This window comes from Streptomyces sp. NPDC098789 (assembly GCF_044759975.1).
In the GTDB taxonomy this organism is placed as follows: Bacteria; Actinomycetota; Actinomycetes; order Streptomycetales; family Streptomycetaceae; genus Streptomyces.
Genome location: NZ_JBIWAJ010000007.1, coordinates 236,285 through 256,036, shown reverse-complemented (window position 1 = coordinate 256,036; position 19,752 = coordinate 236,285). Strand labels below are relative to the sequence as shown.

Annotated in this window: 14 protein-coding genes; 9 read left to right on the top strand and 5 right to left on the bottom strand. The window is 72.2% G+C overall.

Annotated elements, in window-relative coordinates; all coding sequences use genetic code 11:
• Positions 1-48 precede the first annotated feature (48 nt).
• Entirely contained in the window at positions 49-960 is a 912-nt protein-coding gene (locus ACIQWR_RS17540; RefSeq protein WP_399265211.1) for a helix-turn-helix domain-containing protein, read from the bottom strand.
• Positions 961-1,246: 286 nt separating this feature from the next.
• On the opposite strand from ACIQWR_RS17540, the gene ACIQWR_RS17535 reads away from it, so the two are divergent.
• The gene (locus ACIQWR_RS17535) at positions 1,247-1,765 is read left to right on the top strand and encodes an ATP-binding protein (protein WP_404009939.1); all 519 of its coding nucleotides are present in this window, start codon (positions 1,247-1,249) and stop codon (positions 1,763-1,765) included.
• A gap of 165 nt (positions 1,766-1,930) precedes the next feature.
• Here ACIQWR_RS17535 and ACIQWR_RS17530 read toward each other — a convergent pair whose 3' ends face one another.
• Both ACIQWR_RS17530 and ACIQWR_RS17525 read right to left on the bottom strand, forming a co-directional pair.
• Positions 1,931-2,167 (bottom strand): DUF397 domain-containing protein, encoded by a 237-nt coding sequence (locus ACIQWR_RS17530; protein ID WP_283461268.1) that lies wholly within the window; start codon positions 2,165-2,167, stop codon positions 1,931-1,933.
• A 103-nt stretch (positions 2,168-2,270) separates the two neighbouring features.
• Positions 2,271-4,334 (bottom strand): FUSC family protein, encoded by a 2,064-nt coding sequence (locus tag ACIQWR_RS17525; protein ID WP_404009936.1) that lies wholly within the window; start codon positions 4,332-4,334, stop codon positions 2,271-2,273.
• A gap of 124 nt (positions 4,335-4,458) precedes the next feature.
• Here ACIQWR_RS17525 and tatA point away from each other — a divergent pair, with 124 nt between their 5' ends.
• Positions 4,459-4,674, top strand: coding sequence for a Sec-independent protein translocase subunit TatA (gene tatA / locus ACIQWR_RS17520; RefSeq protein WP_404009933.1), 216 nt, complete (start codon positions 4,459-4,461; stop codon positions 4,672-4,674).
• A gap of 183 nt (positions 4,675-4,857) precedes the next feature.
• On the opposite strand, the gene ACIQWR_RS17515 is transcribed toward tatA, so the two are convergent.
• A complete protein-coding gene (locus ACIQWR_RS17515) occupies positions 4,858-6,033 on the bottom strand; it encodes a DUF2786 domain-containing protein (RefSeq protein ID WP_404009931.1) in 1,176 nt (391 codons plus the stop codon).
• Positions 6,034-6,176: 143 nt separating this feature from the next.
• Between ACIQWR_RS17515 and ACIQWR_RS17510 the strand changes: the two genes are divergently transcribed.
• From ACIQWR_RS17510 to ACIQWR_RS17485, 6 genes are all read left to right on the top strand, one after another.
• Positions 6,177-7,334, top strand: a complete 1,158-nt coding sequence (locus ACIQWR_RS17510; protein ID WP_404009929.1) for an RNA-guided endonuclease InsQ/TnpB family protein — start codon at positions 6,177-6,179, stop codon at positions 7,332-7,334.
• Between the two features lie 139 nt (positions 7,335-7,473).
• Positions 7,474-9,195 carry a bifunctional 3'-5' exonuclease/DNA polymerase gene (locus ACIQWR_RS17505; RefSeq protein WP_404009926.1) on the top strand — a complete coding sequence of 574 codons (1,722 nt, stop codon included), beginning with the start codon at positions 7,474-7,476 and terminating at the stop codon, positions 9,193-9,195.
• Between the two features lie 169 nt (positions 9,196-9,364).
• Complete coding sequence (locus ACIQWR_RS17500) at positions 9,365-10,819, top strand: protein kinase (RefSeq protein WP_404009923.1); 1,455 nt, start codon at positions 9,365-9,367, stop codon at positions 10,817-10,819.
• Between the two features lie 87 nt (positions 10,820-10,906).
• Positions 10,907-11,461 (top strand): hypothetical protein, encoded by a 555-nt coding sequence (locus tag ACIQWR_RS17495; protein WP_404009921.1) that lies wholly within the window; start codon positions 10,907-10,909, stop codon positions 11,459-11,461.
• An 11-nt stretch (positions 11,462-11,472) separates the two neighbouring features.
• On the top strand, positions 11,473-13,512 hold the full coding sequence (locus tag ACIQWR_RS17490) for a ThiF family adenylyltransferase (RefSeq protein ID WP_404009918.1): 2,040 nt from the start codon (positions 11,473-11,475) through the stop codon (positions 13,510-13,512).
• Positions 13,513-13,533: 21 nt separating this feature from the next.
• Positions 13,534-14,187: a hypothetical protein gene (locus ACIQWR_RS17485; RefSeq protein ID WP_404009916.1), complete on the top strand. Its 654-nt coding sequence runs from the start codon at positions 13,534-13,536 to the stop codon at positions 14,185-14,187.
• Between the two features lie 95 nt (positions 14,188-14,282).
• On the opposite strand, the gene ACIQWR_RS17480 is transcribed toward ACIQWR_RS17485, so the two are convergent.
• Positions 14,283-14,753, bottom strand: coding sequence for a GNAT family N-acetyltransferase (locus ACIQWR_RS17480; protein ID WP_404009913.1), 471 nt, complete (start codon positions 14,751-14,753; stop codon positions 14,283-14,285).
• 155 nt (positions 14,754-14,908) lie between these two features.
• Here ACIQWR_RS17480 and ACIQWR_RS17475 point away from each other — a divergent pair, with 155 nt between their 5' ends.
• Positions 14,909-19,750, top strand: coding sequence for a hypothetical protein (locus tag ACIQWR_RS17475; protein ID WP_404009911.1), 4,842 nt, complete (start codon positions 14,909-14,911; stop codon positions 19,748-19,750).
• Positions 19,751-19,752 lie beyond the last annotated feature (2 nt).

Genomic DNA, 19,752 nt, shown 5'->3' with positions numbered 1-19,752 from the left:
ACCCTTGCGCTGCACCGGAGACTGATCAGTCGTCATAGTACGTGCGAATCAAGACAGTTGAAGCAGGCCTCGAAGAAGATCCCGGGTCTGGCGCGGGTCCGGGCAGTCACCCTGGAGCCGTTCCATGGCCCGACTGTACTGACCCACTTCCTCTTCCTTGTCCAGGTAGAGGGCGCTGGTGAGCTGTTCCAGATAGACGATGTCCTGGAGATCGGACTCCGGGAAGCGCAGCAGCGTGAACGCGCCGCTCTCGCCCGCGTGCCCACCGAAGGAGAAGGGCATGACCTGGAGCTGCACGTTCGGGCGCTGGGAGATCTCGATGAGGTGCTCCAGCTGACCCCGCATCACGTCCCGGTCGCCGTACGGACGGCGCAGGGCCGCCTCGTCGAGGACCGCGTGGAAGACGGGGGCGTTCTCGGAGACCAGGACCTTCTGCCGCTCCAGGCGCAGCGCGACCCGCCGGTCGATCTCGGCCGCGGTGGCCGTGGGCATGCCGCGGCTGACGACGGCGTGGGCGTACGCCTCGGTCTGGAGCAGGCCGTGGACGAACTGGACCTCGTAGATGCGGATGAGGGAAGCGGCGCCCTCCAGACCGACGTAGGTCTGGAACCACCCGGGCAGGACGTCGCCGTAACTGTGCCACCAGCCGGCCGCGTTGGCCTCGCGGACGAGCCCGAGGAGCGACTCCCGCTCGGTGCCGTCCATGACTCCGTAGAGCGTGAGGAGGTCCTCGACGTCTCTTGCCTTGAAGCTCACCCTTCCCAACTCCAAGCGGCTGATCTTCGACTCGGACGCGCGGATCGAGTAGCCGGCCGCCTCACGGGTGATCCCACGGGATTCACGGAGCCGCCTGAGCTGCGAGCCCAGGAGAATACGGCGCACCACAGAACCGCTTGCTTCTGCGGTCACTAGTCCTGCCCTCCCCTTCGCCTTGGCCTGCGCGGGGCCCCCGTACCCCAGGGGCCGCAGTCTGCCACCAAAACGCATCCGCCCGTACTCGTTCTGTAACGGAATCCTGCGTCCCGGAAAAGAAGTCCGTAAGTATGCGTAGGAAGAAATGAGCAAGAACCATGACGGGACCGGACAGGTCCGGCGCGTGCACGTGCATCTGCCCTTGCATCTGACATCCGCATTCGGAAGCATGGTCCCCGCGCACCTGCGTGCTCTTCGCGCCGGCGCGAGACCCACCCCGCAGTTCTTTCTGGTCAGGGCCACCGCCCGGCCGCGAATCCCGGGAGTGCCTCGCATGGGGACGAATGGATCGACCGTGCTAGAGCCGTTACGGCAGGGGCTTCCCCCGGTCGACCCCACGGCTGTCTCCGGGTCCGCCTCCTGCGCTCTCCCCGCCCGGTACGAGGCGGTGCGCGGCGCCCGTTCGTTCACCCGCTCGACGCTGGCGGGGTGGGGACTGGACGACCGCTTCGACGACGTCTCCCTGGTCGTCTCCGAACTCGTCACCAACGCGCTGCGGCACGCGCTTCCCGAGGATTCCCACGGCTGTACGGGGTCGCGCGGGGAGCAGGACCCGCCGGTCCGGCTGCACTTGATGCGGTGGAGCACCCGGCTGGTGTGCGCGGTGCGCGATCCGAGCGAGGACCGGCCCGGGGGCTGCTTCTCACCGGAGCGGACGGAGGAGAACTTCGACCTCGAGTCGGGGCGCGGGCTCTTCCTCGTGGACTCCTACAGCGACAGCTGGGGCTGGCACCCGCTCGCGGGACGGCTCACCGGCAAGGTGGTCTGGGCCCTGTTCATGCTTCAGGACTGACGCGGCGACAGGGCTGCGGCGCCACCTCACCGGTGGGCGCGCACCCGTCGCCGACCAGCCGATCCACACGACACTGGCCGGGAACGATCATTGCGATCGTTCCCGGCCAGTGCACGTGCATGGCTTGATCGGTTGCCCTGTGCCTGTTGCCCGCGGCCCGTGCCGTCAGGCGATGAGGTGGTCGAATTCCCCGTCCTTGACGCCCAGCAACAGCGCCTCTATCTCGGCCGGCGTGTAGACCAGCGCCGGTCCGTCCGGGTGACGCGAGTTCCGTACCGCCACGTTGCCTCCCGGCAGCTTGGCGAACTCCACGCAAGACCCCTGCGAGTTGCTGTGCCTGCTCTTCTGCCACATCACCCCGACGAGTGCCGCGGCCGCCATCCCGTTGTACGCGTGGTCCACAGGAAGCCCCCGATAGTGCAGATGTCAACTGCACCGGATCATAGCTGTGTTCAGAAACGGCTGCATGGGCAGATGCACGTGCACGCGGAGCGTGGTCCTTTGATCACAGCCGGACGGCCGGTTTCGCCCCGAGCGCCGCCGAGACCTCCTCCAGCGACTCCCACAGCAGCTCGGCGGCGTTGCGCAGCACCCCGGGCGGCGGTCCGTCCGGCCCGTCCAGGACGCCCCGGACCCCCTCCCACTCCGGGACCCGCCGCTCGCGCACCGCCCGGGCGCCCTCCTCGGTCGCCGTCCGCAGGGCCCGCGCGAGCGCCGCCGCACCCGGTACCGGGTCCCGGTCGCGGTCGGGGAGGTGCGCCTCCAGGAGCATCGCGCGCCGCCCCAGCGCCGCCAGCGCCTCGGCCGCGTCGTCGGCGGCCGACCGGGAGATCCCCCGGTGCCGCACCGGCTCCCCGGCGGCCCGCGAGAGGGCCTCCTGCCAGGCGATCCGGGCGTCCCGGGCGGCCAGCACCGCCTCGCGCACGTCCGCCCGCCGGGCGCCGGCCGGGTCGGCGTACTGCCCGAGCACGGCCGCCGCGTACCGCCCGCTGGCCGCGACCCAGTCGGCGAGCCGGGTGCGCAGCCGCGGGGTCTCCCACGCCGGGTAGAGCGCGTAGGCCACCATCGCGAGGAGCCCGCCGACGAGGGTGAGGGCGACCCGGTCGGGGACCGTCTGGTCCCAGCGCACCCCGCCCATGCCGAGCAGGAAGACGACGTACGCCGACACGAAGACCTGGGAGACGGCGTACCCCGTGCGCATCAGGACGTACATCAGGCAGGCGCTGACCACCGCCAGCAGCCCGGAGAGGTACATCCCGGGATGGGCGAGCTGGACGATGCCGGTGGCTACCGCGACCCCGACGAGGGTGCCGCCGAAGCGGGCGACGGCGCGCGAGTAGGTCTGGCTGAAGTCGGGCCGCATGATCATGACGGAGGCCATCGGGGCCCAGTAGGCGTGCCCGAAGGGCAGCGCGTGCCCGATCAGGTAGCCCGCCGAGGCGACCGCGGTGACGCGCAGCGCGTGGCGCAGGACCGGCGATCCGGGCCGCAGCTCCGCCCGTACGGCCTTGGCCACCAGCGGGACCAGCCCCGGCAGGGTGGGGCGCAGCATCGATTCCGCGGGGTCCGCCGTCCGCCCGGACCCCGGCTCGGCGGTCTCCAGTACGTCCGCCAGCAGGGCCGCGAGCCGGCGGGCGGCCCGCAGCGCCGCCCCGTCGAGCAGATCGGGCGTGTCGGGCGAGTTGAGGACGGCCAGGTCGGGCGCGGGCAGCCGGACGGGCTCCCCCTGCCGGATGGCGCGCGCGGCGGCGTCCAGTACGGACCCGGCGGCGGCCAGCAGTTCCCGCACCCGGTCCCGGGCGGGCCCCTCGGCCGGAGCCCCCACCGCGGGGTCGGCGAGCGAGGCCAGCACCGGCCGGATCCGCTCGGCGAGCCCCCGCGCCCCGTGCAGCTCGGCGGGGCGGCTGCGGGCCTGGCGCCGGGTGACGATGGCGGCGGACCGGGCCGTCATCAGCGGTTCGGGGTCGAAGGGCGCGGCCGGGTCCTGGCGCAGCCGCCGCGCGTAGTCCCCCTCGGCGGCGAGCGCGTCCGCGAGGGCGTCGCGCTGCGCCCCCCAGCGGCGCACCGGGAACAGCACGATCAGCAGCGCCTGCACCACCCCGCCCGCGGCGATCAGCGCGGCGTGGCCGGCGGCCTGGGCCACCGAGGTCGGCAGGGTGACCGTCACCAGCATGATCGCCACGTTCCCGGAGGCGATCACCCCGGCGGTCGGCCCGGCCGCCCAGAGCATCCCGGAGGCGAAGGTCCACACCGCCAACAGGGCGAGGAAGGCCAGGGTGTGGGAGGAGCCGACGAGGTAGCCGACGAAGGTGCTGACGGCGAGCGTCAGCCCGGAGGCGAGCGCGAGCACCGGACGCGGGCGCCAGCTGCGCTGGAAGGAGGCGACGGCGGCCATGAAGGCGCCGAAGGCGGAACTCGCGGCCGAACCGGGCCCCAGGAAGGCCAGGCTCAGCCCGACGACGAGGGCCAGCCCGACGCCGGCACGGACGGCGATGAGCGGCTCCAACCGGGTCCGCTCGACCGTCAGTCCCGCTCGCGCGGTGTCCTTCAGGGCCCGGAGCCAGCTCATCCACCGAGCGTAGCTTCTTTCAGGACTTCTTCAGATTTGTACGGACCCGATCGATGACGCTTCCATGAGGCGGTCCACGGCCGCGCACCACCGGTCACCGTACGTCCGAAAGATGGGTACCCACATGCTCAGGAACGCCATGGAACCCTGGCACCTGGTCGTCCTCCTGGTCGTCTGTCTCCTCGTGTTCGGTTCGAAGAAGCTCCCCGACATGGCCCGCTCGCTGGGCAAGTCCGCCCGCATCCTCAAGAGCGAGGCCAAGGCCATGCGCGCCGAGGACCAGGTCACCCCGGGAGCGCCGACCCACCCGGTCGCCCCGGGCGAGGTCACGCCCCGCTGACGGCCGCCGACCGGCAGGCCGGCTAGGGGGTGTCTGACGGATGTCCGTGGCGTCGCGGCGCCCGGCACGTACTCTCGGCGCACCGACCGAAAGCCCGAGTACGTCCAGTACGCGGGCTCCCCGTCGCCGCGCCGAGAGCACGCACCGGACACCGCGACCCGGCAAACCTTCCCGGCCACAGCACTAGCGCCGCAGCGCCTGCCGGTCCGGTCGCCCCGCGTTCCCCACGTGGGCGCGGTCGGCCGCCTCGGTGCCGTCGGTCCACCCGGCGAGGTCGGTGGCCCCGCGCAGCCGGGTCGTCGTCGTCTTCGGGAACATCTCCTCGGCCCGGGAGCTGACGGCCACGTCACGGGCCACCAGGGCGGGCAGGTTGTCCGGCACCTCGGCCGCCGTGTGCTCGGCGGTCTCCGCGAGCCGCTGGCCCAACCTGCTCGCGTAGGCCAACAGGAACGACTGCCGGAATGTCTTGGTCCGCTTGCGCCCGCCGGCCCGCTGGCCGGCCTCGGCGCGCGTCATCGCCGCCGTCCCCTGCACGAGCAGCGAGGTGTGGAGGAGCTCCACCGACTCCAGATCGCCCTCGAACCCCACCACCGTCGAGAACTCGAAGGACGCGTTCCACACGGCCTGGCAGCGGTTGGCCCGCGCGACCGCGTCCAACAGCACCGCCTTGGCCTCCTCGTACGGCGGCTCCACCCCGATCCGGCAGGCCCCGGGCAGCTGCCCGGACCCGCCGCCGCGCACGGCCAGCAACGCCTCGTCGACGGTGTGCCGGGCCATCAGCTCCTGCGCCTTCGCGCTCAGCGCCTCCGCCTCCTCGGGGAAGGTCGTGGCCTCGGCCTTCGCCAACAGCGCCCGGATCCGCCCGAGCATCCGCGGCTCTATGTGCCCGGCCGCCTCCAGCTCCCCGGCGGGATCCCCGGGCAGCGGCCCGACCGGCTCGATCGACGGCAGCCGGACCAGCACCCGGAGCACCTCCAGCACCGCGGTGGCCAGCGAGAACCGGTCGCACTTCTCCCGCACGACCACCCGCTCCGCGTACCCGGAGTCCGCGCCCCACCACGCCTCGGCGGCGCCCCACCGCGCGGGCAGCCGGGCGTAGCGCCGCGCCTCCCCGGCGATCAGGTCCTCGACGAGCCGCACGTGCCGCTCGTCCAGGTCCCGGCGCACCAGCCGCACCACGTCGGCGGGCTGCCAACCGCGCTCCCAGGCCTGGCGCACGAAGCCCTCGCCGCGCACCAGCAACTCCTGCCCCACCTCGCCCCACACACCGGCGGCGAGCAACGACGCACCGGTGTCGAGCCCGGTGTCGTCCTGGGCGTAGAGGGCGGCGGCAAAGGCACGGTCGACAACATGTTTCACCGCGCCCCTCCAAGGAAGCCAAGTGCTTTGGTCCTGCGAGGAATTGGCCCCTTGGGGCGGAGCCGCGCACCGGCGGAGTTCTCCTCGTCTCGTCTGGACACTGGGCTTGGTCTCCGATCGCTCGCCGTACTAGGGTGCTTTGCGTGAAGATCGTAGTGCAGGTGAAATTGTTGCCTGCGTCCGCTCATGATGCGGACGCACTGGCAGCGACCCTGCGCGCCTGTAACCGGGCCGCGAACCGGGCGTCCGAGGTGGCGCACGCCAAGAACCTCAAGCGGCGCAATGTGTTGCAGGACGCCGTCTACCACCAGATCAAGGCTGACTTTGATCTCGGCGCACAGTCCGCTGTGCGGGTGGTGAAGAAGGTGTGCGACGCGTACGCCACGTTGAAGGGCAACATCAAGGCCGGGAACCTCGGCCCGGAAGGGTCCAAGCGGCGTACCCGTGCGGAGTCGAAGCCGGTCGTGTTCCGTGAGGACGCAGCGCAGCCATATGACGACCGCATCCTGACCTGGAACCTCGACCGGAAATCCGTCAGCATCTGGACGTTGGCCGGTCGGATCAAGGGCATCCCGTTCGTCTGCTCACCCGAGGCGATGAAGCTCCTGGCCTCTCGTAAGGGAGAGTCGGACCTCGTGATGCGGGACGGCATGTTCTTCCTCATCGCCACCATCGAGCTGCCTGAGCCCGAGGCGTATGAGCCAGCCGGGTTCCTCGGCGTGGACCTCGGCATCGTCAACATCGCCACCACCAGCGACGGCCGGATCATGGCCGGCCGTGGGCTCAACCGGTACCGGCAGCGACAGCGCGACCTGCGCGGCAAGTTGCAGAAGAAGCGCACCAAGTCCGCCGAGCGGGTCTTGAAGCGTGTCCGGCGCCGCGAGGCACGGCACGCTGCGAACACCAACCACATCATCGCCAAACAGCTCGTGAACACCGCTGAACGCACCTCGCGCGGGATCGCCCTGGAAGACCTTTCGGGTATCCGGCAGAGGGTTACGGCCAGGAAAGACCAGCGGGCACGACTGCACTCTTGGGCCTTCGCCCAGCTCGGCACATTTGTTGAGTACAAGGCGCGACGGGCCGGTGTCCCGGTGGTCCACGTGGACCCACGGAACACCTCCCGCCAGTGCTCGGCGTGCTGGCACACCCACCGGTCCAACCGGGTGGATCAAGCACGGTTCGTATGCCGGTCCTGCGGGATCGTGTTGCACGCGGACCACAACGGCTCCCGCAACATCGCCCACCGAGGCAATGCTGTGTGGCAGCGGGGCGCAGTCAACCGCCCCAGTACAGCCTGACGCTGTACCGGACGCAGGGGACCAACGCGGCAGCCAGCCACGCTCCACTTGCAAGCTGGCCGTTAAAGGGCCGAGTAGTTGACACCAACAGCTTGGCGCCGCGGAGCCCGATGTCAGACCCCGGTGGAACACTCGAACGATGAGCGACCACCGCGCCCGGTGGGCGTTGACCGAAACCCCGGACGGGCACTGGCAGGCCACCCAAGCCGACGGCCAGGGCCCCCGCACCACCACACCCACCCCCGCGGAAGCGATCCGCTCCGCCCCACCCGGCACCCGCTGGATCTGGCGCAACACCCAGGCCGTCTACCCCCGCCTCCTCGCCGAGGGCGTCACCGTGGAGCGCTGCTACGACGTCGAGGACGCCGAACTGCTGCTCCTCGGCCACGAGGGCCGCCTCGGCGAACCCCGCTCCGCCGCCGCCGCATGGGCCCGCCTCACGAACTCCCCCGTCCCGCCCGACCCCCCGCAGCGCGCCGCCGAGCCCGGCACCCAGTCGTCCCTCTTCGACCCCCGCCCGGCCCCGCTCCCCCTCGACGCCCTGCTCGCGGTCTACGCCGACCAGATGCGCCGCCACGGCGCCACCGCCCACCCCGACCGCATGCACCTGCTCACCACCGCCGAGTCCGCCGGTTTCCTCGTCGCCGCCGAGATGAACCGGGCCGGCCTGCCCTGGCGGGCGGACGTGCACCGCGCGCTCCTCACCGACCTCCTCGGCGAGCGCTACGGCGGCGGCGGGTCCCCGCGCCGCCTCGCCGAGCTGGCCGAGCAGATCTCCGCCGCCTTCGGCCACCCGGTCCGCCCCGACCTGCCCGCCGAGGTCATCAAGGCCTTCGCCCGCGCCGGGATCAAGCTGAAGTCCACCCGCCGCTGGGAGATCCAGGAGATCGACCACCCCGCCATCGCCCCGCTGCTGGAGTACAAGAAGCTGTACCGCATCTACACCGCCCACGGCTGGGGCTGGCTCCAGGACTGGGTGCACGACGGCCGCTTCCACCCCGAGTACGTCCCCGGCGGCACCGTCACCGGCCGCTGGGTCACCAACGGCGGCGGCGCCCTGCAGATCCCCAAGGTGATCCGCCGCGCGGTCGTCGCCGACCCCGGCTGGCGGCTCGTCGTGGCGGACGCCGACCAGATGGAGCCCCGCGTGCTGGCCGCGATCTCCCGCGACCCGGGCCTGATGGAGGTGGCCGGCCGCCCCGAGGACCTCTACACCTCGATCTCCCGCCAGGGCTTCTCCGGCGACCGCGACATGGCCAAGATCGCCGTCCTGGGCGCGGTGTACGGCCAGACCTCCGGCGACGGCCTCAAGAACCTCGCCGCGCTGCGCCGCCGCTTCCCCCGCGCCGTGGCGTACGTCGACGACGCCGCCCGAGCCGGCGAGGAGGGCCGCCTGGTCCGCACCTGGCTGGGCCGCACCTGCCCGCCCGCGGCGGGGGCCGGCGCCCAGGAGGAGGCGGGCCTGCCCCAGGAGGGCGCGGACGCGGGGAACCCGTACGCCACGGCGGACGAGGCGACGGAACCCCACGGCAACACCACCGGCTTCACCCCCGGCTACGCCTCGTCCGACTCCCGGGCCCGCGGCCGCTTCACGCGCAACTTCGTGGTCCAGGGCAGCGCCGCCGACTGGGCCCTGCTGATGCTGGCCGCGCTGCGCCAGGCCACCGCCCACCTCCGCGCCGAGCTGGTGTTCTTCCAGCACGACGAGGTGATCGTGCACTGCCCGGCCGAGGAGGCCGAGACCGTGGCCGAGGCGATCCGCGCGGCGGGCGACCGGGCCGGCCGGATCGCCTTCGGCGAGACTCCGGTTCGCTTCCCTTTCACCACAGCCGTGGTGGAGTGTTATGCCGATGCAAAGTAGCGACGCAAAAGAGCCACACGAGGTTCAGAGATGTTTCAGAAATACGCTGAACCGATGACCGGGTGAGTGCCACCCTTGTCCCATGTCGGGTATTCGGGGGGCGGGCCCATCGCCCGTGCGGCGCCTTGTGCTGGACCGGTACGCACTGCTTGAGCGTTTCCAAGGAGGCATGGCAGAAGTCTGGAAAGCGCACGACCAACGGCTCGACCGAACGGTCGTGGCCAAATTCCTCCGGGTCAACGACCGGGGCACCCATCCGGCCCTCCGCTTCCTGCGCGAGGCGAAGATCCTCGCGGCCATCGACGACCCCCGGATCGTCCGGGTGCACGACGTGGACGAGGCCCGGATCAACGGTTTCTGGCACCTCTACCTGATCACCCAGTACATCGAGGGGCAGACCCTGCGCGTCGCCCTCCCCAAGGGCCGCCGGCTCGCGGTGGACCACGCCCTGCGCTGGGCGGCCGAACTGTGCGAGGCACTCGTCCCGGTGCACGCGCGGGACCTGGTCCACCGGGACATCAAGCCGACCAACGTCATGGTCCGCGGAGCCCGGGCGGCCGGTCCGGGCGCCTCGGGCAGCCTGGTCCTGCTGGACTTCGGCATCGCCCGCACCTACACGGCCTACGGCGCCCTCGGTTACGCGGCCGGGGTCACCGGTGACGCCCAACTCATCGGCACACCCGAGTACATGGCCCCCGAGTGCTTCGTCCAGGACCCCATCGGCCCGGCCACCGACCTCTACGCCGTCGGCTGCGTCCTCTTCGAGATGCTCACCGGCCGCCAGCCCTACTCCGCCCCCGAGGACTACGGCGCGCTGGTCAACCTCCACTGCCGGGCCCCGATCCCCTCCGTCCGCTCCCTGCGCCCGGAGGTGCCGCCCGCCGTGGACCACCTGGTCACCCGGCTGCTCACCAAGAACCCCGGCGAGCGCCCCGCCGACGCCCGCGAGGTCGCCGGGCTGTTGCGCGGGCTCAGTCTGGCGGTCGTACCGCACCCCACCCTCGTCGTCACCCCGTCCACCCCGCCGCCGCCCGGCCCGCCGCCCGCGCCGCCGACCGACCCCGCCCGGGAGGTCGAGGCCCGCTGCAACGCCGTGCTGGAGGCCACCGAGCGGGATCCGGAGGGCGCGGTGGGCGAGCGGGTGCGGCTGCTGGGCGACGTACTGGACTTCGCGCACGCCACGCTCCCCGCCGACCACCGGGGCACCTGGCTGGTCGTCCTGCACCTCGCCCAGGCCCTGGCCCGGGCCGGGCGCCCCGCGGCCGCCGCCGAGCTGCTCGCGCCGGTGGCCGCGCGGGCCCGCCAGGTGCTGGGCGCCGACGACCAGTTGGCCGTCGTGTGCGCGCTCAACCTCGCCCGCTACATCGGCGAATCCGGCCATCCGCGCCCGGCCGCCCAGCACCTGCTCGAACTGCGCACCGCCGTCTCCGGGGTCCTGTCCGCCACCGACCCCAAGCTCTCGGAGATCCGCTACGACCAGGCCCACTGGCTGGCCGCCGCCGGCGAGACCCGGCGCGCGGCGGCCGAGTTCGAGGCCCTGTACGCCGACCACTGGACGGCGTACGGCCCGGACCACCCGCAGACCGTCCGGCTGCGCGAGCTGATAGCCCGCACCCGGGCCTGACCCGTGGACCGTGCCGCGCGAGGACCCGCGCGGCACACCACATCACGCATCACGCACCACCGAATCATCAGGGAGGGGATGGGGACCATGGCAGACATGTACGACCTGAACGCGATCCGTGACAGCTTCTTCGCCAGCCAGTCCAAGCAGGGCGCGGCCCAGCAGGAGGTGTACGTCGACCGTGAGGGCAAAGTCCGCCTCGGCACCGGCGGCCAGGACGACGCGCCGCTCTCCAGAGTCCCGCAGAGCACCTTCGCCGCCAACGCCAACGCGGCCCGCCTGGAGCGCGAACGCCGGGTGGTGGCCACCAAGATGCCCGCCAACACCTACTACGAGGACGCCCCCGGCGCCGAGGGCTGGGTCTACGAGATCAGCACGATGTTCGAGCACCGCTACGTGATGTGCGCGCGCTTCGACGGCGTCGAGTACCAGGTCCGCCTGATCGAACCGGAGTTGGAGTCGCTGCCCAGCCACGACCAGCACGGCTTCCACCTCTACCACAGCGGGCTGATCTGCCTGTCCGAGCGCTCCGGCTCGGGCCAGCCCACCCTGGAGGAGGCGTACGCCCGCTCGGCGACCTGGGCGCTCGGCGTCGACTTCGTCCGCATGGGACGCCCGTTCCCGTTCAACCGCAAGCAGTAGGGACCGATGCCGTGCTGCCCGTACATGTCTTCGACTATGTGATCGACCAGGTGGGGCGGGACATCGGGCGGACCCGGCCCGAGCAGGGCGGCGCCCTGCTCGGGCTGCGCGGGCGCGACGTGCTCACCGCCTTCGTGCACGACGCGCGCGCCCAGGTGACCCGCGTGGAGTACAGCAACACCGCGTGGCTGCTGGACGAGATAGGGCGGATGGAGGAGGCCGGCCCGATCCGGTTCAAGGGCATCATCCACTCGCACCCGGCGCGCATGCCCCGACCCTCCCAGCAGGACCACCGGGAGTACGGGCGCACCCTGGAGGCCGTGCCCGACCTCGGGCGCTACATCGCGCCGATCGTCACCCACGACATCACCACCCCGGGCGAGCGGCACGAGCTGTTCACCGACACCGCCCGGATCTCGTTCTTCGGTGCGATGTGGACCGAGCGCGGGGTCCGGCTGGAGCCGATGCGTCCGGTGGTCGTGCCGCTGGCCGCCGCGCTCCGCCACGCCGGGCTGTCCTGGTCCGATTCCCTCCCGCTCACCACCCGGGTGGGCTCGGTGCCCGGGGTACGGGTCCCCCTGCCCCCGGGCCGCTCCGGTGCCCGGCGCTACCTCTTCGCCACCGCCGACTTCCCGGTGGCCCCACCGCTGCTGCTGGAGGAGGCCGGGGCGGACGGGCCGCACCCCGAGCTGATCGTGCGGGAGCTGGGCTGGGACCCGCGGATCCCGGAGCAGGACCGACTGCGCGAGGCCCTGGAGGCCCGTACGTCCGCGCCCGGACACCGCGGCAACGGCGCCGGGCAGCCCGTACGACACGCGTCCGCGCCCGGGCCCGGGCACGAACCACTGTCCGCCACCCGGGAGCTCCCCGTGCCGGACACCCGCACCCCGGACTCCCGCACGCCCGACACCCGGACCCAGGACACCCGGACCCAGGACACCCGGATCCAAGGCGCCCCCACCGCGGACTCCCCCGCACCCGGGCCGCTCGCCCCGCACGCCCCGGACGCGCCCCTGACCCCCTCCGCACCGCCGCCGGGCAGGCTGCGGCGACTCGTCTACCGGGTCGGGATCGGCCGGCGGCGGGCCGCGCGCGCCGGGCTCTTCGCCCGCACCCAGGGCCTGCTCTCCCCCGAGCTCAAGGACGCCCACGTGCTGCTGGTCGGGGTCGGTTCGGTCGGCAGCTACCTCGCCGAGGTGCTGGTCCGCTCCGGGGTCGGCCGCCTCACCCTGGTCGACCCCGACCGGGTCGAACCGGCCAACCTGGGCCGCTCCTTGTTCGGAGTGCGCGACATCGGCCGCAACAAGGCCAAGGCCACCGCCCGGCGGCTGCGCAAGGTGAACCCGAAGCTCAAGGTCACCGTGCTCAAGCGCGACGTCGCCGCCCTCGACTACCACCAGTGGTACCAACGGATCTCCGACGCCCGGCTCGTCGTCGCCGCCACCGACGACAACCACGCGCAGCAACGCCTCAACCACCTCTCCTACTACCTGCGCCGCCCGGCCGTCTTCATCGGCCTCTACGACGGCGCCGCGGGCGGCGAGATCGTCTTCACCACCCCCGGTTCGCCCTGCTGGTCGTGCGCGACCGGCGGGGTCCGCGAGTCCCTGGGCGAGCTGGGCCACCAGCCGCGCACGGACTACGGCACCGGCCGCATGTACGCCGTACCCGGGCTGCTCACCGACATCCACCACCTGACCGCGGCCGCCGCGAAGGTCGTACTGGCCCTGCTGCACCCGAGCGGCGGACCGGACCGGGTCGGCGGGTTCCTGACGGCCCCGCTCCGGAAAGACCTCTCCATGGCCCTGTTCGCGATGGAGCCCGACCACTGGTTCTTCCCGCGCGTGCTCGGCGAGGCGCCCGGCCAGCACGCCTTCCAGAGCATCTGGCTGCGCACCGGCCGGCGGCCCGACTGCCCGGTCTGCGGCGAACCCTCGCTGCGCAGCGACCCCGGCGAGTACACCGGCCGGACGAAGGACGACGCGGAACTCACCCGCGTCCAGAAGCGGGCCTACCAGGAACGCAGACGCCAGCAGCAGCACCGGCACTGACAGAGGAGGGAGGCAACACCCATGGTGGACGAGACCACCAAGCGGATGCGCGAAGCCCGCGAGGCCCGCCGCAAGTTCGCCGACGGCACCCAGCCGACCCCGCAGCCGACCCCGCAGCCGAAGCCGACACCCCAGCCGGAGCCCTCGCGACCCACCCCGCCGCCACCGAGGCCGACGCCCACCCCCACGCCCACCCCGCGGCCCCGGCCACTGGCCGTCCAGCGGCGCCCGGTCGCGGGCCTGGGCCCCTACGCGGCCTTCGGCCAGGGCGCGGCGTTCGTCCTGGCCTTGTGGCAGCTGCTGGTCCTCAGCGACTGGACGGCGCCGCTGAGGCTGTCGGCGCAGTACGCCCCGCGCTGGACCGAACCGCACGAGCTGGCGCTGAAGGAGGTCGGCGCCGACTGGTACCCCGACCTGCGCGAGCTGGTGCTCTTCCAGGGGCCCGGGCGGGAGTACCCGTGGCTCTTCCCGGCCTGCGCGGTGGTCCTCTACCTGCTGGTCCGGGTGGGCCGCCTGCCGGAGGGCCTCCAGGCCCTGCTGGGCACGCTGGTCGGTGCCTACGGCCTGACGGCCCTCCTCGCGAGCGCCCCGCCCCTGCTCGTCCAGTGGCCCCTGGGCCTGGTCCTCGCGGCCGTCGCCTGGGTCGTGATGTACCGCCTCCACATCAGGGAGTGAGCCCCACCGGGTCCCGGCCGGGACCCGACAGGACCCGGCCAGGACCCGGCCAGGACCAGGACCCGGGCCGACCCGCGGGCGCGTGCCGCTCCGGGTCAGCCCAGGTCGTGGACGTAGACGTGGAACTCGTCGCGCACGAAGCCCTCGGCCTCGTAGAGCCCCTGGGCGACGTGGTTGTCGTACGCCGTCTCCAACTGCACCCCCGACACCCCGGCCTCGCGCGCCCGCCGCAGGACCTCCCGCAGCAGGGCCCGGCCAGCCCCGGTCCGCCGCCCGTCCGGGGCGACGTACAGGTCGCTCAGCACCCAGGCGGGGCGCAGTGCCAGGGACGAGAAGGTCCGGTACACCTGCGCGAGCCCCACGGTCACCACCCCGCCGGCATCCGCGGCGACGTCCGCGAGCAGCACGAGCGACTCCCCCTTGCCGATCCGCTCCGCGAGGAACTCCCGCGGCGCCCGCGGGTCCTCGACCTCCACCCGGTAGAAGTCGAGGTACAACCGGAACAGTCCGGCGGCCACCTCGACGTCGCCGTCGCCGGCCTCCCGCACCACTACCCGCTGGTCCATGTGCACTCCTTCTCGTCCGCCCCTCGTGCCACCCCCATTATCGCGTTCCCCACACGCCACACCGCTTCGCCGTCAGCCGGAAGAACCCCACGGATTCGGCCGCCAATCTCCGCACTTCCGGCCATCACCGGCACCCCGATCGGTAGCCTGCTGGGATGAACCGCGACTCGGCGAAGAGCGACGGTGAACCCGGCCGCGACCTGTTGGAATCCGGCTTGAGCCTGCTGCGCAGCCAGCTGCCGCGCGCCAGCAGCGTGCAGTACGTGAAGTCCCTCGCGGGCGGCTATACGGACGCCCGCGTCGTCCTGTGCGACATCGGCCGGACCCCCGGCCGTCCCGCGGACGGCGCCCTGAACGGCCAGTACGTGCTGAAGGCCGGCTTCTCCAGCGGACGCCCGCAGTCCGTGGCCCACCACGCCTTCATCGAGGGCCTCCCGCACTTCGGCGAGAAGCACGTCCCGCGGCTGCTGCACGCGTCCCAGGACTCGGGCACCAGCGTCGACCTCTACGACCTCGCCGGATACAGCCTCGACCGGGTCCGCTCGGCCGAACACGTCGACGCCGAGGACCGCCAGGACGTGCTCGCGCGCGCCTCCCGGGACCTGCTCGCCGCGCAGCTCGCCGCCGCGGGTCCACCGGACTACCGGGGCACGGTGGGCTCCGTGATCCGCTCCTGGTTGGGGAGCAGCTTCCCGGAGGACCAGCGCGGCGCCCGCGTCCGCGAGGTGACGGCCCAGCTGCGCGGCACCGGCAGCGGGCGGGCGTTACGCCACGAGGGCGAGCTGCTCCCGGACCCGCTCGTCCTGCTCGACCACGAACTCGGCCTGGTCGACGGGGAGCTGCCGCACTTCCACGGCCCGACCCACGGCGACCTCCACCTGCGCAACGTCCTGGTGCGCGGCTCGCTGCCCACCCGGGACCTCGCGTACTGGCTGATCGACGTCAACTGGGGCGTGTCCCGACCCCTCCTGTACGACCACGCCTACCTCGAACTCTCGGCGCTCCTCTTCGGCCTCGGCCGCTCCACGAGCGGCCGGGTGCTGCCCCTGCTCGCCCGGCTCGACGAGGAGCAGCTGACGGTCCCCGTCGAGCTGGACATCAATGACGCCGGGCTCGTCAACCTGCTCCGCGGCATCCGCACCGAGGTGCGGGACGTCCTCATGGACGCCGAGTCCAACCGCGTCGACGTCTGGCAGCGGCAGCTGCTCTTCGCCCGGATCGCCGCCGGCCTCAACTGGGCCGCGAAGCCGCTCGACGACATCTCCCTGCGCCGCGCGGCCCTGGTCAGCGCGGGCTGGGCGGCCCGGCTGCTGCTGCGCGAACACCACCCGAAGGTCTGGGTCGACGTCGCGGCGCAGGACCGGATCGGCACGACCGGCATCGCCACGAGCACGAGCGCCACCCCGGTCACGGCGCAGGAGGCGCTGCGCCGCTGGCAGCCCTTCCAACGGGTGGGCGGCGGGATGGACCTGTTCCTCGTCGCCGACGAGGTGTCCGCGCGGCCCGAGTTGGCCGCGCTCGCGCACTGCGGCTGGGCGACCGTCATCGACCTCGACCCCGCGAGCGACCAGGGCGGGCTGTCCAGCGTCGTCGTCCCCGAGCTCGAAGAGCACCGGCACGTCAGCGTCTTCGGCAGCAACCGCACCCCCGTCCCGCCCACCGGCGCGACGAGCTGGCTGATGGCGAACGGCTGGAGCTCCCACGACGAACCGTCGGCCGCGACCGCCGCCGAATGGCGCCGGCGGGGCTACCTCCAGCGGGTGCGACAGCTGATCGACGAGACGCACGAGGGCACCCCGCACCAGGCGGCGGCGGTGCTGTGCCTGCGCTCCGGACGGCGCGGCCGCGAGATCGACGACGTCATCGACTACATCGACGAGAAGTACGACGGGATCACCGAGAGCCTCGACCTCGCCCAGGCCCCGGCCGTCGACGGCATAGACATCGACGCCTTCCTCACCGTGGTGGCCGAGTCGCTGCCCCCGGCGGGCAGCAAGGCCGCACCCGCGCTGCCCGGTCTGGACGGTCGCCCCTGGGAGCTGAAGCGGGCCGACCTGCACCGGCTCTCGGTCGACCTGGAGGTGCTGCACTCCGAGATCCTCTCCAACGGCCAGTCCGCGCCCCAGCCGACGACGGACGCCTTCTGGCGCGGCCGCCCGCCCACCTGGCAGGAGCTGGAGGCGTGGGTCGACGTACAGCGCGACGCCTGCCCGGACCTCATGAAGGAGGTCCAACAGCGCCTCGGCGACCACAAGCTCGACATGGTCCGCCTCGACCACTCGCCCGGCGCCGGGGGCACCACGCTCGCCCGCCGCGTCGCGTGGAACATGCACCGCACCTATCCGACCGTGCTCCTGCGCCACTTCTCGGACAAGACGGCCGACCGCATCGACGAGATCTACCAGCAGACCGGCCACCCCGCCCTGGTCGTCTGCGAATCCGCGATCCTCCCGGAGTACGACCGCGACGAACTGATCCACTCCCTCGCCCAGCGCAACACCCGGGCCGTCCTGCTGTGGGTGAACCGCACCAACGTCAAACGCCCCCGGATCAAGCACAAGCTGGTCGACCCGCTCCAGGACGGCGAGCGCGACCGGTTCCTCGCCGAGTACCGCAACCGCGCGGGGACCCCCCGCGCCCACCGGCTCCTGGACGCCCTGGCCGAGGGCGTCACCGACGTGGTGGCCGCGCAGAAGCCCTCCCCCTTCTTCTTCGGCCTGTGCGTCTACGAGGAGCAGTTCGAGGGGGTCGCCTCGTACGTGCGCAACCACCTCGCCGGGCTGAGCCGCAGCCAGAAGGAACTGGCCCGCCACCTCGCCCTCATCACCCGCTACGGCCAGGAACTCGGGCTCCCGGTCAACATGGTCGAATCCTGGATGGGCCGCGAGCGCACCCGCGCCAGCGCCCTGAGCGACAGCGACCTGAGCGAGCTGCTCGGCCCGGACCTGCGCCACCTGGTGGTGGCCGAGCGGGGCGCGCTGCGGCTGCTGCACCCGCTGATCGCGGAACACGTCCTGAAGGGCGAGGCCGACGGCGAGCAGTACGGACTCGCGCAGATCTCGGTCGAGTTCATCAAGAAGACCACCGAGTACCTCGGCCCCGAGAACAGCACCACCGCCCGCCTCCTCAACGAGCTGTTCATCCGGCGCACCAGCTGGTCCCCGAACGGGCAGAAGCCGGACAACTTCGCGGAACTCATCGAGAGCATGCCGGTCGAGGCCGGCGCCCGCGTCTTCGAGCAACTCACCGTCCGCTGCCCGGACAACGCGCACTTCTGGAACCACCGCGGCCGCTACGACATCTACAAGGTGAAGGCGGACTTCCGCCAGGCCGAGTCCTTCGTGCTCAAGGCCGTGGAAAAGTCCCACGGCCACGACGCGACGCACCTGCACACCCTCGGCCTGGTCCGTCGCTTCTGGATCGAGAACGAGCTGGCCAGCCTGACCCGGGGCGGCGAGGAACACACCCCTGAACAACTCCTCGCCGCGATCCAGGAACTGTTCGACGGCGCGATGGAGGCGTTCACCAACGCCGGGAAGTACACGAACACCGACTACACCTGGTCCACCCCGATCCAACTCATCGCCACCGTGGTGGAACGCCTGTGGAAGGCCTCCGGGGTCGGCAGCCTCGTCGAGTTCATGGAGGGCAACGACCCGTCCGCGATGTGGGTGACCGAGCAGATCGGCCGCGCCGAGGAACTCCTCGACAACCTCCGCAACCTCAATGCCGAGGGCACGTACTACCAGAAGCTCAACAACCGGCTCACCGGCCTGTACGGCGACGTCGAGCGGCTGGTCGAGCAGTGGCAGGAACTGCGCCGCCGCGGCAACGACAACCCGGAGGTGAACCTCGCGATCGCCCGCACCCTGTACGCCAAGGCCGGGCGGGACTGGTCGAGCCTGTCCGAGGACAACGCGCGCCTCATAGCCGAGATGGCCGAGGGATCGGTCAACAGCGGCCGGGCCACCGACGCCGACCTGCGCCTGTGGTTCCAGTCCTACCGCCGGCTCCCCGAGTACACCGAGACCAACGCCCTGGAGCGACTGGCCTGGTTCGCCTCGGAGAAGAACAGCCTGGACGCGAACTACTACCTCTACATCCTGCACTTCCTGATCTGGTACCGGGGGGACGCCCGCGACCAGGACCGCACCCGCTACTACCTGGAGGAGACCAGGCGCCTGAGCCGTCAGCACCGGCGGCAGTGGAGCTTCGAGTGGCTGGGCCACGGGCCGCGCCCGCACCCCCTGGTGCACTTCAGCGAGATGGGTCGGCAGCGCTACGGCCCGGCCGGCTTCTGGAGCCGGCCGCAGCAGCTGAAGCGCGTGAGCGGGATCATCGAGGAGATCAAGAGCCCCCAGTCGGGCCGCCTGCGGATCACGAACGGCCAGATGCCGGCCTTCTTCACCCCGCGCAACCAGTTCTGGCAGACCCGCGACGTCAACGCCTCCGTCGAGTTCTACCTCGGCTTCAGCTACGAGGGCCTGCGCGCCTGGGAGCCCACCTACCCGGGCGTGACCCCCGACGCCCTGGCCTACGCGGAACCGCTCCAGCCGATCGCCCTCCCGACGCCCTTCCCGACCCCCCGGACGGCCCCGCAGCCCCCCGACCCCGCACCGGAACCGGAGCCGGAACCGCAGGCCGCCGTCCCGGTCCCCGCGACCCCGCAGCCCTACCGGGTCGAACCGGCGGTGATCCAAGCCCTCTCCGCCCGCCTACGGGCCACCGCCCCCCGCACCGCGCCCGGCACCCCGGCCCACCCCGACAGCCCGGAGGCCTTCACCCAAGCCGTCCTCACCCTGCTCCAACAGGCCCGCGCCGCCGACCGCCAACTGACCTCCCTGGAACTCGGCGGCGCCCTCCAGAAGCTCTTCGGCATGGAGCCCTACCGCACGTTCCGCAAGAACCACGGCCAGGGCAAACTCCGCCCGGCCGTGGAGTCCCTGGGCTTCAAAACCACCCCGACCCCCCAGGGCTTCGACATCGACCTGCCGTAACC